Below are 15,767 nucleotides of genomic sequence, written 5' to 3'. Positions count from 1 at the left end.
AATTAAGGATAATTTAAAACCCTATGAATGGGGCTTGGATTTAAGCTCACAAAAATAGCAGTTTTAATGGGCTTAGGTAAATGGATTTCAGAAAAACAGCAGGTTTCATAGGATTTTAGGTGTTAAGTTAAATTTCGAATGCTGAAAGCCCAGTCAAATTCAAGACTCATGGGGTTTATAATACTTTCTTATCTTAAAAGGAAGCTTAACTTTACATTATCCAAAATCAAAAAATCCTATGGATTACCGAACCCAAATAACCTCTCCAACATTATTGATTGATGAAAAAATCTGTCGTGCCAATATCCAAAAAATGGCAGAAAAGGCAGAACTCCATCAGCTAGAATTAATTCCACACTGGAAGACAGCCCAATCCAAAAAAATCGGAGAATGGGCTCGGGAATATGGGATTCGGAAAATCACAGCCTCTTCTATCCGGCAAGCGGCTTATTTGAGCAATTCTGGCTGGGAGCTGATTCATATTGCTTTTCCTTTCAATATACGGGAGATTCCTCTACTCAATAAATTGGCGAAAACGCAACCGATTTCTGTTCAAATAGTCAACACCGCCACCATCCAAGAGCTTGCAAATAAACTTACGAGCCCAGTAGGTTTTATGATAGAAATAGATGCCGGATATGGTCGCACAGGAGTTCATATGAGTGATTTTTCAAAAATTGATGAGATTCTAAAAATAGCGGCCACCTCTGAACATCTGTCATTTTTTGGATTTTACATTCACCCGGGACATACTTATTACAAGCCTGATAAAGAGCTAATCTATCAAGAAACTCGACAAGCTTTGGCCATGCTCAAAACCAAGTATGAGTCCAAGCATCCAAATTTGGTCACCCGAATCGGGGACACTCCCGGTTGTTCCGTGGCGACTGATTTTGGAGATATAGATCAAATGGGACCTGGGAACTTTGTCTTTTATGACCTGATGCAAGTGGAATTGGGAAGTTGTAAGAAATCTGACATTGCTGTAGCCTTAGCCATTCCAGTAGTAGATATTGTTCCTGAGCGCAATGAAATCCTGGTTCATGGAGGCGGAGTTCATCTAGCAAAAGACCATCTAATTGAAGCAGATGGCAAAAAGAATTTTGGAGAAATAGTCATCCTTAAGGAAGGTGGCTGGGAAATCCCAGAGAGCCGCTCTTTTGTAAAAAGCATTTCCCAAGAACATGGCTTAATTCAGGCTTCTGAAGACCTTTTGAACCAAGTTCAAATTGGAGATTTGATAGGGATACTACCCGTTCACTCCTGTATGACAGCAGATGCCATGGGTGCTTATCTTAGCCTAACAGGAGAATGGATTGACCATGCAGAAGAGAAAAAGTTTAAGGTTTAAGAATACTCGAGTTTTATAGAACCTCTCAATAACCAATAACTAGTAACCAATTTCTCGTGTCCCTCTTGCTGGCATCAACTTTTCGTTTCCACCTCTTAGATCCTGCACCAGCGCGGAGATTAGGGGGAGGCTTTTTCCCCGGGCTGCGTCGTTCCTCCTTACCCGGGCCTGCCTGCCCCAGGCAGGGTTAGCTAACATAGACCCCGCTGGGGTCTTGATATCCTCAGATACTGCCTAGCAAATAATAAAAAGAGTCTTTCCTATTGGGCAAATTATCTTTCTCGACAAAGGAGAGCTTATCTCGACAAAGGCATATCTCAGCGAAGCTGTATCTTATTATTATCTCGCGATGCGTATATTTCACTGAGCGTAGCGAAGTGTATTTCCATTGTATTTCACGAAGTATATTTCAGCGAAGCTGTATTTTACGGCCAAAGTAAGGATAAGCAAAACTGAACCTATCTCTTCCCTGGCTTATACCTTTCTTCTGCTCTTTTTTCTACATCTGTTCGGTAATAGGCAACCTCCTTAAAGTTTGCATCTGCATAGCGTTGAGCTTGATCGAGGAAATGGGGTGAATTTGGATCTCCACTTTGACCTCCTGCCAAGATGCTCTTAGCTCGTACCTTATCTCCAAACTCTACGACTGCCACAAAGCTATTCCCAGAACTTCCATAAAGTCTTTTGGTGCCTTCTTTGGTGCTCGCTCCATAGGATGCCAAAGCCCCCCATCGACCGGAAGCCATCCCAATTGGGATATAAGGCTGATCATCATCGTAGGCTAAATCAATATCACCATTGAGTCGTTGGAATCGGTTTATTTCTCCCCAAGGCGTATTCCAAGTTCCAAAATCAGCGTTCATTTGATTCAAAGTTTCTTCGAAAACCTCAACCAGTTCTTTCTGGGTTTCTGGTTGAGAAAGAGAAGAAACGGTTTCATTGTCCACCAAATCCTGCATATCCCGGAATTTGCGCTGATGATTCATTCCATAAAAATGAGCCAAACTCATCGCAACCGATTCTTTCCCGGTTTTGAAATCCCAAGCCTTTAAAACTTCAGTAGCTTGTTTGATTTCCGTGTCATTTCCATACTTTTCCAAGGCTTGCACCAAGTGCGGAATCAATCTTTCAAAAGCTGGCAATGTTGGTTCGTAGGCTAATTCAATAAAGGTATCCAAAGTCAAGTCCGAAGCTTCTTTCAATACCTTAACTGCATGAATTCCTCGGAAATTTTCACGATCCGGAGCCATGTAAACCGGATAATTTTCTGCTTTAGGGCTGAATTCACCAGCCGCAGTAAATGGCGTAGAGTTACAGTTTTGAATCCATCCTGTAGGCGGATTTAGAAGCGTAATACTTTCATCAACTGTATGGATACCTTGCCAATCTGTTTTTGGATTTGAACCATCCAATGGCCTAGAAAAGTCAAATTCAGGATTCCTTTTTGGAATGAAATTGCCATGGAAATAAGCAATATTTCCTTCCGCATCCGCAAAAACAGTGTTATTGGAGGAATTGGTTCTGATATTCATCATCTCCTTGAATTCCTCATAGTTGGCAAGCTTGGTTCGGGTGAAACTTTGAATCAAAGCATTTACGGGGTCCCAATTGATTTTTGTGGCTACCCATTTATCTTCAAGTTGATGAGTAATAGGTCCATGATGCGTACGGTACAGAGTAAATTCCCGTTGCTTCAAGCCCTCTTCGGTTTGATAGGACAAAGTCACAGGAAAGGACTCAACTTCCTTTTTTTCATCCCCATAGCGATAAACTAGCTTTCCATCTTCCTCCGATACTTCTTCCATAAATTCATCAATAAAATCGACACGCGTAGAAGTATGAATCCAACCAGTTTTTTCATTAAATCCTTGATAAACAAAAAACTGTCCCCAAGTCACGGCTCCATAAGCATTCAGTCCTTCCTCGCTGACAACATGAACTTCCGGGCGGAAATAAAAAGAGGTATGAGGATTGATTAGCAGCATGGCATTCCCAGAAGCCGTCATTTCTCCAGATACTGCTATGCCATTACTACCTTTTGGTTCTTCCTCCGGGTCAGGATGACTCAATCCATCCCGAAACTCGGAATAGGCTAATGCCTCGTTGTTTTCATAAAATGCCTTAATACGGGAAGTAGGAATCTGCTCAATATCCCCTCCTATTGAGCCTTCGAAAAAATACATCGTAAACCAAGGTTCGTAAACTTTGATGACCTGAGGCTCAACTTCTGGGTGGGTATGCAAATAGTAATTGATTCCATCTGCAAATGCCTGACAAAGTTCTTTCAACCACTCTGGAGCCGATTCATAGACAGCTTTTGCTTCTTCTTCTGTCATGTAGAGATTTGCCCGAACATCTGAATAAAGCGCCTCCTCTCCTTCCAATTCAGCCAATCTTCCGGTTGCCCAGATGTAGTTTCGCTCAACTCTTCTAAAATCGTCCTCGCATTGCGCATAGAGCAATCCAAAAACTGCATCAGCATCGCTTTTGCCATAAATATGGGGTACTCCAAAATCATCCCGAATGATTTCTACACGTTCAGCTTGAGCTTCCCAACGTTCAATTTCAGTAATCGTTGTTGGCTCACAGGCAATAAATGAAAGTGAAATAAAGAGGAATAGGATTGCTACTCTTTGCATGATTCAGAATTTGGGTGAATTCGAAATTAGGGGATTTTTCAGTTCAGCTGAAAAAAATTGGACTATCGGTGATTTTCGTAAGTGAAGGCAGGTATTTGTTGCCTTAATGATTGAATCAGATTCAAAGGAATGGTTTGACTGAGTTCATAGGCCTTTCCTAGTTTATCAATCTGATCTACCGAACTTGCCCCAACCGATAAAGATGCTACCGCCGGTTGTGAAAGTCCAAATGCTATCAGAACTGCTTGTGGATCAAATCCCGTATTTAGAATTACTTCCCGGATATTTTTGACTTCTTCGGAACTGTAATTAAGGTAGTCCACCGGTTTTTTATCCAACAGAAGTCCTTTTGCTAAAGATCCTCTAACAAGAACCCTACTTGGAGATTTTTCCAAGTAGGGAAAAACAGATTCCTCGGGTCTTCTATCCAAAGGGCTGTATTGCATCATGATTAAGCTTGGAGGATCCTTTGCCAAAACTTTTCGAATGACGTTGGGGCGGATGGAAGAAATTCCAAAAGCTTTGATTTTTCCCTGTTGCTTTAATATTTCAAAAGCTTGAAGTGTCTCATCCCAAGGATCATCGATTGTTCCTCCATGGAGAAGGTAAAAGTCCAAATAGTCCGTCTGTAATCGTTTCAGGCTTTTTTCTACCGCTTCTAAAATGTAGGATTTCCGGGGGTTCCAATCCCAACCGCTTCCGTCCGCTCGCCATTGATTCCCAACTTTGGAACTAAGTAGTACCTTATCCCTTCTGCCCTTGATAGCTTTCCCTACATTTTCCTCATTGAGACCTTTTTGATATAGATCAGCCGTATCCAAAAGGTTAATTCCTAAATCCAAGGCTTGATGAATGATTTTCTCAGCTTCCAAAGAATTTTCCGGAAGAGACATACAACCCAAGGAAATCTGCGGAATTTCATTTTCAGCAAGAGGTATGGCAACCTTTTTCATACTTTCGGGATTTTCTGATTTTGAATTGGCTTGAATAAAATTTTACAGTTTATTCTTTTTAGAAAGTAAGGCTTTCTTTCTTTAATCCATATTTTTGCAAAGCTTTTAACCTATTAAAATGAAAAAAATAGCCGTTTTTACATCTGGTGGAGATAGTCCAGGAATGAATGCCTGTATTCGGGCAGTTGTCCGAACTGCGATTTACAAGGGCCTGGAAGTTTATGGTATCTACCACGGATATGAAGGAATGATTGCTGGCGATATCAAGCGACTTTATACCTACTCCGTTTCCAATATTGTTCAGCGAGGAGGAACCATGCTTAAATCTGCTCGTTCAGAAAAATTCCGAACTCCAGAAGGACGAAAAAAGGCATTCGAAAACCTAAAAGCTCACGGAATCGAAGGCTTGGTGGCTATCGGAGGTGATGGGACTTTCACTGGAGCAAAAATCTTTCATGAAGAATTCGGAATACCGGTGGTAGGTTGTCCAGGAACAATCGATAATGACATTTACGGTACTGATTATACCATTGGATTTGATACAGCTGTGAATACTGCTCTTGACGCAATTGATAAAATCCGAGATACAGCGGCAGCGCACGACAGAATCTTTTTTATCGAAGTAATGGGCCGAGATGCCGGCTTTATTGCGGTGGAATCCGGAATCGGCAGCGGAGCTGAATTTGTGATGGTTCCGGAGACCAAAACTGATTTGGACGCTGTAGTCAAATCCCTCAAAAACCTTCGAAAAACCAAGACCTCAAGCATTATCGTCGTGGCAGAGGGAGATAAGGAAGGAAGTGCTGCAGAGATCATGGATAAAGTAAAAACCAAAATCGCTGACAAAAACAAAGAATTTAAGGTTACCACTTTGGGACATATTCAGCGAGGAGGAAACCCTACAGCCCGAGATCGGGTTTTAGCATCTAGATGTGGAATGGCTGCAGTTGAAGGACTTTTGGATGGAAAGACCAACTGCATGGCCGGAATCATGAATCAAGAAGTGATTTACACTCCATTCGGAGATTGTATTGGTAAAACCAAACCGCTTATTCCAGATCATTTGAAATTAATCGAGTACCTAAGTATCTAACATGGGCTACATTCCCTTATTTCTCACAATTGCAGGAGCTAGTCTTCTGTTTTTCATGACGGTAAAATACACGCTCCAGAGAAAAATCTCTTTGCAGCGTGATCTTTTGAATTCTTTGGGAAAGCTTTCCCCAGAACTTCAAATCCCAGAAAACTCCTTCCCAAATCCTGATGAAATTCTTGAGAATTTGAAGGAATCAAAAAAGAAACAGCCTAAAATCGAAGAGGCTTTGGAAATCGTGCGAGAACTGAAAGTTAACCGAATGCAATACAACCGCCTGATCAAAAAAGCTCCTTACAACTGGGTAGCTGCAATTGGCGGTTTTCGGGAAATTTAAATTTGATTTTTAGATTGATTAAGAGGCCAATTCTTTATCAATCCAATTCATTATCTGATTTAACTCACTGGGATTAAACCATTGAATTTCAGGATCTTTTTTAAACCAGGTCAGTTGCCTTTTGGCATATCTTCTGGAATTCCTTTTCAACAAACGAATAGCCTCTTCCCGATCATATTTGCCTTCGAGGAAACCGAAGATTTCCTGATAGCCAACAGTCTGTAAAGCATTCAAGTGACATTGATCAAAGAATTTTTCAGCTTCTTCAAATAAGCCAGCTTCTATCATTTGATCCATTCTAGTGTCAATTCGCTGGTAAAGTTCTACCCTATCTCTAGTCAACCCTATTTTCAAAATCCGGAACTGTCGCTCCGTTTTTTTTTGCTTTCGAAATGAGCTAAAAGGCTTTCCTGTTCCTCGAATAACTTCCAAAGCGCGCATTAATCGCTGAGGGTTTTGAATATCAACTTCCGAGAAATAAACCGGATCTCCTTTTTCAACTTCTTCCTGAAGGAAAGTCAAGCCCTTTTCATCATATTCTTGTATGATTTGAGTGCGAATTTGAGGATCAATTTCAGGCATTTCATCCAATCCATCTGAAATGGCTTTGGCGAAAAGTCCGGAACCGCCGGTCATGATTACAACTTTCTTTTCTTTGAACAAATCACCCAAAATCCTCAAAGCATCCTGCTCAAATTGTTTCACATCATAATCCTCGTAGATAGAAATGGAATTGATCAGATGATGAGGTACTTCAGCCAATTCTTTAGGACTGGGCTTTGCTGTACCTATTTCCAACTCACGATAAAACTGCCTACTATCGCAGGAAACGATGTCTGTTTTGAATTTTTTGGCTAGATTAAGGCATAGTTCAGTTTTGCCAACAGCAGTAGGACCTACGATCAAAATTAAGGTGGGTTGGGCAAGCAAAATGGGCGAGTTTTAGTTCCGTTTCAAAATTCCAAAATAAGGAATGAAAAGCAAAAGCGTACTGATCGTAGAGGACAATGATTTAAATCGTCGGTTTTTTGAAAATCTGGTTGGACAAATCTGGACTTATGAGAGTGCCCTCAATGGAAAAGAAGCCATCGAAAAAGCGAGTCAAAAAGACTATGATTTGATTCTGATGGATATTCAAATGCCCGAGGTTGACGGAATTCATGCACTCAAAAAAATCCGTTCTCAAGGCCAAAGCCAATGTCCGATTATAGCAGTTACTGCCTTTGCTGATGAAAATGATCGAAGCGCATTTATACAGGAAGGATTTGATGATTTTATTACAAAGCCTATCCGTCCGAAGGAGTTTTTGGAAAAAATTAGACAGGCTCTTGAGAATAAACCTATAAGTAAATCAAAAGAGTCCAATGATCTCATTATCAATAAAGTAATTTTTGATAAATCAGTATTTGAACAACTCAGTAAATACAATAAACCGGAAACAATTCGTCAGATTTATCAGGATTTTTTGGATGAGGCTTTTTCCCTAGTAGAAGAATCTAAAAAAGTTATTGAGGCAGGAAATCCTGCCGATGTAGTCAAACAAGTTCATATCATCAAAGGGAACGCAGGTACACTAGGAATTAATCTTGTTTATTTAGTAGCAGCAAAAGCTGAGGCTTTCGGAAGAAGTGAGGAATTTGAAAAAATGAAAGAAGCACTACCTCAAATTGAGAAAGAAATTGAATCATTTCAGCAATATTTCAAGGAAGAAATTATTTTTAAACCATGAGTCAGCCTAAAAAAATACTAGTTGGAGAGGATAGCTCCATCATCATTAACCTTACCAAAAACGTTTTAGCCTTTGAAAACTACGAGATGACTGCTGCCAGGAATGGGAAGCAGGTCTTGGAAAAACTTCAAAATGAGGATTTTGACCTGATTCTGATGGATATTAGCATGCCCGTTTTAGATGGAATTGCCTGCACCAAAATGATTCGGGAAATGAAAGATGAGAAGAAGTCAAATATTCCCATTATTGCGATCAGCGGGAACATCCACAACATGACCCATGAGGATTTTCGAAAGGCAGGTTTTGATGACTTTATTCAAAAGCCCTTGGATTATGATCGGGTATTGGCTACAGTTAAAAAATTCCTGAATTAATCATGGCAATTAAATACACAAGGCATTTTTTGGACAAATTGGAAAACCTTTTTGCAGCGTCCGATTACGTGCTGCGCTATGAAAAAGGAAATTTCAAATCAGGTTATTGCATATTGAAAGACACCAAAATTGTCATTGTCAATAAATACTTTCCTCTAGAAGGAAAAATCAATGCCTTGGTAGACATTTTGGGGGAATTGCAGTTTAATCCTCAGGATTTCAGTGAAAAATCCGTTCAAGATTTTCTCAAAGAATTACAACAAACCCAATTGAAGTTTTGAAAATCCGATTTTTAGGAACAGGTACTTCTCAAGGCATCCCTGTGATTGGGTGTAACTGCGATGTCTGTACCTCATTGGATTTTAGAGATAAACGTTTTAGAACGTCTGCTCATCTCGAGATAGATGGAAAAAGCATCGTTATCGATACAGGACCTGATTTCCGGATGCAAATGCTTCGGGAAGGAATTTCTCATTTAGACGCGGTACTCTTTACACATGAGCATAAAGATCACACAGCTGGACTGGATGACATTCGCCCTTTTAATTTCCGGCAGAATCGGGATATGCCGATCTTCGGGAGAAAACAGGTAATAGATCAAATCAAGCAGGAGTTTTCCTATATCTTCTCGGAGGTCAAATACCCTGGCGTCCCTCGCGTAATTACCCATGAAATCGATCATAGCCCATTTGAGGCGGAGGGAATTCGAGTAACTCCTATACCCGTTATGCACAATAAATTACCCGTTTTGGGTTTTAGAATCGGAGATTTCACCTATATCACAGACGCCAATTTTATTTCTGAAGAATCCAAAAAACTCATTCAAGGATCAAAAATTCTGGTATTAAACGCTCTTCAAAAGACACCTCATCAATCTCATTTCACTCTAGATGAAGCAATTGAACAGGTAAATTCATTGGATATTGGAGAGGCTTATTTCACCCACATTTCTCACAAACTTGGGCTTCACCAAGAAATAGAAAAGGAACTTCCTGAGGGAATCCATCTTGCGTATGATGGACTCGTCTTAAATTTACCCTGATGCACCTGAATTTCCATTTTCTACGATTTCTCTGTCCTAGGCTTCAGGAAGTCTTGACTGGATTTGAAATCACAGCCTGTTTTTCTCAGAATAAAGATGAGTTAGTAATTGAATTTCAGAGGAATGGGAAATTCAGGTACCTCCGAGCTCATTTCCTCTCCCCTCACATTTACTATTCTTTTCCGGAAAATTTCCAACGGGCTAAACGAAACTCTATCAACCTTTTCCCTGAATTAATCGGAGAAAAAGTAGTGTCATGTAAAGCCTTGAATTATGAGCGGGCATTCTACCTGCAATTTGAATCTGGAGCTACCCTATTGCTGAAACTTCATGGGAATCGCAGCAACGTTCTTTTCTACCAACCCAATGAATATCAGCCTCTACGCGTATTTAGGAATGAATTTCAGGAAGACCACACCTTGGACTGGAGAAGTTTAGAAAAAAACTTGAACCTAAGTCAAGATCGATTTTTAGAGCTAGAAGGAAATGCTTCACAGTTTTTACCAACTCTTGGAAAAATCCCCAGAGAATGGCTTAAAAGCAAAGGCTACTTAACTGCTAATCTCGAAGAGAGGTGGCAACTCATGCTAGAGCTCATCGATATGCTGGAAAGTCCTATTTTTTCTTTGGTAAAAAAGGATGAAGAGGTTTATCTCAGCTTATTGCCTGAAGACAAGGCTATTGCTCAGTTTTCAGACCCAATTGATGCACTGAATGAGCTTTTTTACAAAGCCTTAGTAGTTGGGGCTTTTGAAAAAGAAAAACGGCAATTGATAAAGCATTTTTCGGATCAGTTGAAACGAACTGAGAATTATCTGAAAAAAGCCAAAGGAAAACTTCAGGAATTGGAAACTTCTCCTCCACCCTCTCAGTTGGCGGATGTGATTATGGCCAATCTTCATGTTTTCCAAGATGGAAATTTAACCCACGAATTATTCAATTTTTACACCCAGGAACCTATTCGGGTTGAACTTAAACCCAAGCAAAAACCACAGGATCTTGCTGCGCAACTGTATCGAAAAAGTAAAAACCGACAAATCGAGCTAGATCAGCTTAGGGAATCCATAGAGTCAAAGGAATTTCAAAAAATTCATTTAGAAGATTTGTTGGAGGAATTAGGCCAACTAGAAGATTTCAGAGCCTTAAAGGAGTTTAAAAAGAATCATGGACAGGAAACAAAAATCTCCAAAGAGCCTGAAAATATACCTTTTAAGCATTTTCATATCGATGGAATGGATGTATGGGTTGGAAAATCTGCCAAAGACAATGATGAAATGCTTCGAAGTTTTGTACATAAAAATGATACTTGGCTTCATGCAAGGCAGGCAGCAGGTTCACATGTGATTATCCGAAATGCGTCGGGGAAAATAATTCCCAAAACCGTTTTGGAAAGAGCTGCTTCATTGGCTGCTTATTATTCAAAATTGAAAAATGAAAGCTTAGCTCCAGTGATTTACACAGAAGCAAAATATGTCCGCAAAGTAAAAGGAAGCGCTCCGGGAATGGTACTAGTTGATCGAGAAAGTACCATTTTGGTAAAACCTCAAGGACCTTCTGAAGAAATCGCCAAGTAAGCTCAGTAATTAGGAGGTGGAACTGGTTTCTTTAGCGAGATTTTGTTAAATCCCTTAACCAGAACCACGGTTCCTACGATGCCAGTAGCACCACCAACATAAAGCAATGTTTTTCCAACATCCGGGTTGCTCCCAAGTAATTGCCCTCCAATAATGGTAACGGTATAACCGATTGTAGCGATAAAAATCCCTTTTTTCAGTTGATTTTTTGACTGATCTAGATTCAGCTGAACTTCGTATATCTCCTGATCCAAAGCGCGAATCTCTCTTCGAAGGGAGTCTAAATTAGACTGTTGAGATTGCGTTTGAGAAAATGATGGGGGAACTAGCAATCCCAAAAAAATGATAAGAAGAAGAAATCGCTTCATATTATTGATTGATCCAATTTTTAAACTCATTTACCCTTTCACGGGCAACTACCATTGTTTCTTGGGCCTTGGCATTCATCGCCAACTCTAGGCGTCCATTGACATATGGTTTGATTTCAACCAAGCTATCCAAATGAATAATCATGGAACGATTAATTCTATAAAATTTTAACGGATCCAGCAAATCCGACTCTAATTCATTGAGGCTATGATCAATAATATATCGAGTTGATGAATCACCTTCCACTAAAAAAGTGAGGCCATCTTCCGAATAAAAATAAGCAATATTTTCTACTGGAATAAACACAAACTTATTACCCAATTTTGTCAAAAATCTTTTTTTATAAGTTTTTGACTGATAAATAGTTAACAATTTTTCGATTAACTCTTGATTCAATTTTGATTTAGACTCTTTTTCCTGATATTTTGAAGCTTTTTGAAGAGCTTTTACCAATCGGTTTTCATCTATCGGTTTGAGTACATAATCGAGACAATTATGATCGAATGACTGAAGAGCATATTGGTCATAGGCAGTGATGAAAACCACAGGAACTTTTATATCAGGAAATTCGGAAAAAGCACGGAAGCTTAATCCATCGGCCAAATGAATATCGCAAAGAATCATATCAAAATTCCCTGCATTTTTAAGGTGTTCTTTTAGGCTTTTGATACTTTGGACAGAATCCACCACTTCCCATTCAGGAAAGTTTTTCTTGATAATTGACTTAATTCGTTGCTGTGCCAGCGGTTCGTCTTCTACCAGTAGGATTCTCATCTATTTCGATCAAAGGCAAAGTGACTTGAAAAAACTTCTCTCCATCTCTGATATCAATGGATTGATTAAGAAACCTATATCTTTCAGAAATGTTTTGAAGGCCAATCCCGGTTGAATCCTCCACTGCCTCTTTATACTGCTTTTGATTTGTAATTTTTAAATGTTTTGAATTGGCTTCAATTTTAATTTCCAAAGGTTCTTCTTCTGTGAAATAATTATGCTTTACCGCATTCTCAACCAACAATTGCATGACTGCTGGTGGAAGCATCATCTTTTTGACGTCCGTTTGAATATCTAGGTGAAAAGAAAGGGACTTATCAAATCGGATTTCCAATAATTCCAAGTAATCATTCAGAAAGCTTAATTCCTCCTCAAGCGTCACCAATTCATTGACTTTATTATTCAAAAGATACCGGTAGATATTACTGAGTTTTTGCAAATAGGTATCGGCTAGTTGAACATCTTGGTGGATTAAAACAGAGATTGCGCTCAGGTTATTAAAGAAAAAATGAGGATTGAGCTGCATGTTAAGCGATTCCAATTTGGCTTCGGTGCTAAGGAGTTTCAATCGTTCGGCTTCTAGTTTTTTCTCCCCGTACTTTTTATTGAAAAAGTAGATGGCATTTACTGAGTTCAAGAAAAGATTGATCCGAAACAAAAAGCCCAAAGTCAATAAAAAATTAGGCCTAGTCAATCCAAATGGCCCACCAAACAAAACGCCTGTTACTTCTACTGATAGAAAGGCTATTCCTGAAATTAAAATGAAACTTGAAATGAACTGGATAAACAGCGGATTAATCTGCTTAAGTTTTGAAAGAAGCCAAGATTCAATCAAAAAATTTATTCCCCATACTAGGTAGCAAAGCACCAGTATGAGAATGAAAAGTTGATTTTGTGGTAAGGCAGCCTGGAAAAGTCTGTCTCCTTCCAAAATTAGGATATTGAAGAAGGAATATATTCCCAATAACCCGGGGAAAATCCATTTATATCGATGGCCAAACATTTCAGCTACTCCCTTTCCCTTCTATTTTGATAAATAAGAAAGCAAGGGTAGGGAATTTTATCCCTCCCCTTGCATGTGGTAGTTAAATGTAGATACTTATAGTGTGGGGAGCAAAACTCCATTTATTACATGAACCACACCATTTTCGATAGCCACATCAGCAACCTGAACAGTGTAAGTTTTACCTCCTGCATCAGTTACAGTAACTGTTCCTCCATTTCTGGTCACTGTCAAATCCTCTCCTGCTAAAGTTGGTACAGTCTGAGAACCTTCAGCCAAATCAGTAGAGAAAGCTACTGTTGGTACTACGTGGAATCCTAGCACTTTTTGCAAGCCATCAATTCCAATTGCATTGACCAACTCATCCAATGAAGCTAGCCCCAAGTCTCCCAGCAATTGAACAAAAGCATCATTGGTTGGAGCAAATACTGTAATGGCATCAGCGTCAAGCAATGCCTGACCCAATCCAGCTTCGGTTACGGCATCCAAGAGGATAGTTAGGTTTGCGTCTGTTGCAGCTTCAACCAAATTCGGTAGATCTTCCTCAGGCAATAATACCCCATCGATAACATGAACCACTCCATTTTCTATAGCTACGTCTGCGACTGCTACATTGAAGGTATTACCTCTAGCATCAGTTACTGTCACGGAAGAACCACTTCTAGTCACAGTCAAATCTTCTCCTGCTAAAGTTGGAACTGTCTGAGCTCCTTCTGCCAAATCAAAGGAGAAAGCAGTAGCAGGTACTACGTGGAAGCCAAGGATTCGAGTCACTTCTTCCAAACCAACTGCATTCACTAATTCCTGAAGAGAGTTCAAGTTCAAAGCATCAAGAAGATCTAAAAACGCCTGATTGGTTGGTGCAAAAACAGTGATAGCATCTGCGTCTAGAAGAGTTTGACCCAAACCTGCGGCGGTTACCGCATCAAGTAAAACGGTAAGATTTGCAGCAGTTGCAGCTTCTACCACATTTGGTAAGCTAAATTCAGGAAGTAAAACCCCATCAATTACATGCACAACGCCATTTTCAATGGCAACGTCAGCTGCCACTACATTCGCAGTATTTCCCAAAGCATCGGTAACTGATACTCCGGAACCATCCGCTGTTACAGTCAATTCCTGACCAGCTAGTGTGGTAAAGGTGTTTGTCTCATTTAGATCAGTTGAAAATGCCACAGCAGGCACAACATGGAAACCGAGAATTGTCTGAAGATTTTCTATACCACCGATTTTGGCAACTAGCTGATTCAAATTAGCTGCATCATAAGCTTGAAGCGCAGCACCAAAAGCATCATTAGTAGGTGCAAAAACTGTAATTGCATCAGCACCTAACAAGGCTCCTCCCAAATCAGCTGCAGTCACTGCATCAATTAAAGTTGTCAAACCAGCAGCTTGCGCAGCTTCTACAATATTTGGCAACATCAAATCAGGAAGCATTACGCCATTCAAAACGTGTACTACACCATTTGCAATTTCGATATCCGCAGCAACCACTTGAGCGGTTCTACCCAACTGATCAATCACATTTACAACTCCACCAGCTACTTCAACAGTAATCTCCTGTCCGGAAAGTGTGGTAAAAGTATTTGTAGGCTGTAGGTCAGTAGAAAATGCTACTGCAGGAACTACATGGAAGCCTAGTACCTTTTCAAGATTTTCTACTCCACCGATCTTCAATACCAACTCATCCAAATCCTGAGCCCCAAACACTTCCAAAGCAGCTGCAAACGCCTCATTGGTAGGAGCAAAAACTGTAATAGCTCCAGCTGAAAGAAGCTGATTAGCCAAACCATCAACAGCAGTAACCGCAGCTAACAAGGTAGTCAATCCAGCCTCAGTTCCTGCTTCAACCAAATCAGGCTTAGGTAACTCGATAGAAGGAATTAACACTCTATCAATTACATGCACTGCACCATTTTCGATTTTTACATCTGCCTGAACGACTTGCGCAACATTACCTACTGCATCTTCAACAGTAATAATGTCCCGACCCGCACGTCTTACGGTCAATTGTTGACCAGCTAAAGTGGTCACAACATTGGTTTCACTTAATTGATCCTGAAAAATCACATTAGGAACTACGTGGAAACCAAGAACAGTTTCCAGATTCATAGGTCCACCAATTTTTTCCACCAACTCATCTAGACTGCCAGCATCAAATTCAGCAAGCGCATTGGCAAATGCATCATTGGTTGGTGCGAAAACAGTAATAGCATTTTGATCCTGAAGTGCAGCTTCCAATCCAGGAATAGCACGAACAGCAGTCACTAAAGTAGTCAAGCCTGCATCTTCAGCAGCTTGCATCAAAGTAGGAAGAGGGACAGGGCCTTGATAATCTTCATTTTCACAAGAAACGAAGGTCAAAACGAAAGCCCCAATAAATAGGTACTTTAAGAATTTGAACATAGCGATATTGGTTAGTTTTCTTTCAAAACTTTCCAATACCTCTTTCTGATTTCGTTTTTCCTGTGAACTGTAGAATAAAAAGGGTGTACTGTCGATCAAGGCCCTTGAAATGAAAAAAGCCCT

At 40.0% G+C, this 15,767-nt stretch carries 15 protein-coding genes; 8 read left to right on the top strand and 7 right to left on the bottom strand.

The features are described from left to right. The first annotated feature begins 238 nt into the window (after positions 1 to 238). On the top strand, positions 239 to 1,351 hold the full coding sequence (locus NY014_RS01840) for an alanine racemase (RefSeq protein ID WP_259412825.1): 1,113 nt from the start codon (positions 239 to 241) through the stop codon (positions 1,349 to 1,351). 458 nt (positions 1,352 to 1,809) lie between these two features. Here NY014_RS01840 and NY014_RS01835 read toward each other — a convergent pair whose 3' ends face one another. Together NY014_RS01835 and NY014_RS01830 are read right to left on the bottom strand one after the other, a co-directional pair. Next, positions 1,810 to 3,990 carry an acylase gene (locus tag NY014_RS01835; RefSeq protein ID WP_259412824.1) on the bottom strand — a complete coding sequence of 727 codons (2,181 nt, stop codon included), beginning with the start codon at positions 3,988 to 3,990 and terminating at the stop codon, positions 1,810 to 1,812. 62 nt (positions 3,991 to 4,052) lie between these two features. Further along, positions 4,053 to 4,943, bottom strand: coding sequence for an aldo/keto reductase (locus tag NY014_RS01830; protein ID WP_259412823.1), 891 nt, complete (start codon positions 4,941 to 4,943; stop codon positions 4,053 to 4,055). Between the two features lie 118 nt (positions 4,944 to 5,061). Between NY014_RS01830 and pfkA the strand changes: the two genes are divergently transcribed. Beyond that, positions 5,062 to 6,036 carry a 6-phosphofructokinase gene (gene pfkA, locus NY014_RS01825; protein WP_259412822.1) on the top strand — a complete coding sequence of 325 codons (975 nt, stop codon included), beginning with the start codon at positions 5,062 to 5,064 and terminating at the stop codon, positions 6,034 to 6,036. 1 nt (position 6,037) lies between these two features. Further along, positions 6,038 to 6,373, top strand: coding sequence for a hypothetical protein (locus NY014_RS01820; protein WP_259412821.1), 336 nt, complete (start codon positions 6,038 to 6,040; stop codon positions 6,371 to 6,373). An 18-nt stretch (positions 6,374 to 6,391) separates the two neighbouring features. On the opposite strand, the gene miaA is transcribed toward NY014_RS01820, so the two are convergent. Further along, complete coding sequence (miaA, locus tag NY014_RS01815; RefSeq protein ID WP_259412820.1) at positions 6,392 to 7,303, bottom strand: tRNA (adenosine(37)-N6)-dimethylallyltransferase MiaA; 912 nt, start codon at positions 7,301 to 7,303, stop codon at positions 6,392 to 6,394. A gap of 43 nt (positions 7,304 to 7,346) precedes the next feature. Between miaA and NY014_RS01810 the strand changes: the two genes are divergently transcribed. Genes NY014_RS01810 through NY014_RS01790 form a run of 5 tightly spaced genes read left to right on the top strand, consistent with a single transcriptional unit; the run spans position 7,347 to position 11,092 of the window. After that, positions 7,347 to 8,102, top strand: a complete 756-nt coding sequence (locus NY014_RS01810; RefSeq protein ID WP_259412819.1) for a response regulator — start codon at positions 7,347 to 7,349, stop codon at positions 8,100 to 8,102. Continuing rightward, a complete protein-coding gene (locus NY014_RS01805) occupies positions 8,099 to 8,476 on the top strand; it encodes a response regulator (RefSeq protein WP_259412818.1) in 378 nt (125 codons plus the stop codon). The genes NY014_RS01810 and NY014_RS01805 overlap by 4 nt, the downstream gene beginning before the upstream one ends. A gap of 2 nt (positions 8,477 to 8,478) precedes the next feature. After that, positions 8,479 to 8,757: a hypothetical protein gene (locus NY014_RS01800; RefSeq protein ID WP_259412817.1), complete on the top strand. Its 279-nt coding sequence runs from the start codon at positions 8,479 to 8,481 to the stop codon at positions 8,755 to 8,757. Continuing rightward, the gene (locus NY014_RS01795; RefSeq protein ID WP_259412816.1) at positions 8,754 to 9,518 is read left to right on the top strand and encodes an MBL fold metallo-hydrolase; all 765 of its coding nucleotides are present in this window, start codon (positions 8,754 to 8,756) and stop codon (positions 9,516 to 9,518) included. The genes NY014_RS01800 and NY014_RS01795 overlap by 4 nt, the downstream gene beginning before the upstream one ends. Continuing rightward, complete coding sequence (locus tag NY014_RS01790; RefSeq protein WP_259412815.1) at positions 9,518 to 11,092, top strand: NFACT RNA binding domain-containing protein; 1,575 nt, start codon at positions 9,518 to 9,520, stop codon at positions 11,090 to 11,092. The genes NY014_RS01795 and NY014_RS01790 overlap by 1 nt, the downstream gene beginning before the upstream one ends. 2 nt (positions 11,093 to 11,094) lie before the next feature. On the opposite strand, the gene NY014_RS01785 is transcribed toward NY014_RS01790, so the two are convergent. The 4 genes from NY014_RS01785 to NY014_RS01770 form a co-directional block, all read right to left on the bottom strand. Next, positions 11,095 to 11,460, bottom strand: coding sequence for a hypothetical protein (locus NY014_RS01785; protein ID WP_259412814.1), 366 nt, complete (start codon positions 11,458 to 11,460; stop codon positions 11,095 to 11,097). 1 nt (position 11,461) lies between these two features. Then, positions 11,462 to 12,235: a LytR/AlgR family response regulator transcription factor gene (locus tag NY014_RS01780; RefSeq protein ID WP_259412813.1), complete on the bottom strand. Its 774-nt coding sequence runs from the start codon at positions 12,233 to 12,235 to the stop codon at positions 11,462 to 11,464. Continuing rightward, positions 12,186 to 13,070: a sensor histidine kinase gene (locus NY014_RS01775; RefSeq protein ID WP_259412812.1), complete on the bottom strand. Its 885-nt coding sequence runs from the start codon at positions 13,068 to 13,070 to the stop codon at positions 12,186 to 12,188. The genes NY014_RS01780 and NY014_RS01775 overlap by 50 nt, the downstream gene beginning before the upstream one ends. A 264-nt stretch (positions 13,071 to 13,334) precedes the next feature. After that, a complete protein-coding gene (locus NY014_RS01770; protein WP_259412811.1) occupies positions 13,335 to 15,644 on the bottom strand; it encodes a fasciclin domain-containing protein in 2,310 nt (769 codons plus the stop codon). Positions 15,645 to 15,767 lie beyond the last annotated feature (123 nt).

Source organism: Algoriphagus limi (genome assembly GCF_024919275.1).
GTDB classification, from domain to species: domain Bacteria; phylum Bacteroidota; class Bacteroidia; order Cytophagales; family Cyclobacteriaceae; genus Algoriphagus; species Algoriphagus limi.
Note: the sequence above shows the minus strand (reverse complement) of the source record. Positions and strands in the feature narration are given on the sequence as shown.

Coding starts and splice junctions, on each gene's coding strand:
- NY014_RS01840 (WP_259412825.1), top strand. CDS start 239: ATGGATTACCGAACCCAAATAACCTCTCCAACATTATTGATTGATGAA.
- NY014_RS01835 (WP_259412824.1), bottom strand. CDS start 3,990: ATGCAAAGAGTAGCAATCCTATTCCTCTTTATTTCACTTTCATTTATT.
- NY014_RS01830 (WP_259412823.1), bottom strand. CDS start 4,943: ATGAAAAAGGTTGCCATACCTCTTGCTGAAAATGAAATTCCGCAGATT.
- pfkA (WP_259412822.1), top strand. CDS start 5,062: ATGAAAAAAATAGCCGTTTTTACATCTGGTGGAGATAGTCCAGGAATG.
- NY014_RS01820 (WP_259412821.1), top strand. CDS start 6,038: ATGGGCTACATTCCCTTATTTCTCACAATTGCAGGAGCTAGTCTTCTG.
- NY014_RS01810 (WP_259412819.1), top strand. CDS start 7,347: ATGAAAAGCAAAAGCGTACTGATCGTAGAGGACAATGATTTAAATCGT.
- NY014_RS01805 (WP_259412818.1), top strand. CDS start 8,099: ATGAGTCAGCCTAAAAAAATACTAGTTGGAGAGGATAGCTCCATCATC.
- NY014_RS01800 (WP_259412817.1), top strand. CDS start 8,479: ATGGCAATTAAATACACAAGGCATTTTTTGGACAAATTGGAAAACCTT.
- NY014_RS01790 (WP_259412815.1), top strand. CDS start 9,518: ATGCACCTGAATTTCCATTTTCTACGATTTCTCTGTCCTAGGCTTCAG.
- NY014_RS01785 (WP_259412814.1), bottom strand. CDS start 11,460: ATGAAGCGATTTCTTCTTCTTATCATTTTTTTGGGATTGCTAGTTCCC.
- NY014_RS01780 (WP_259412813.1), bottom strand. CDS start 12,235: ATGAGAATCCTACTGGTAGAAGACGAACCGCTGGCACAGCAACGAATT.
- NY014_RS01770 (WP_259412811.1), bottom strand. CDS start 15,644: ATGTTCAAATTCTTAAAGTACCTATTTATTGGGGCTTTCGTTTTGACC.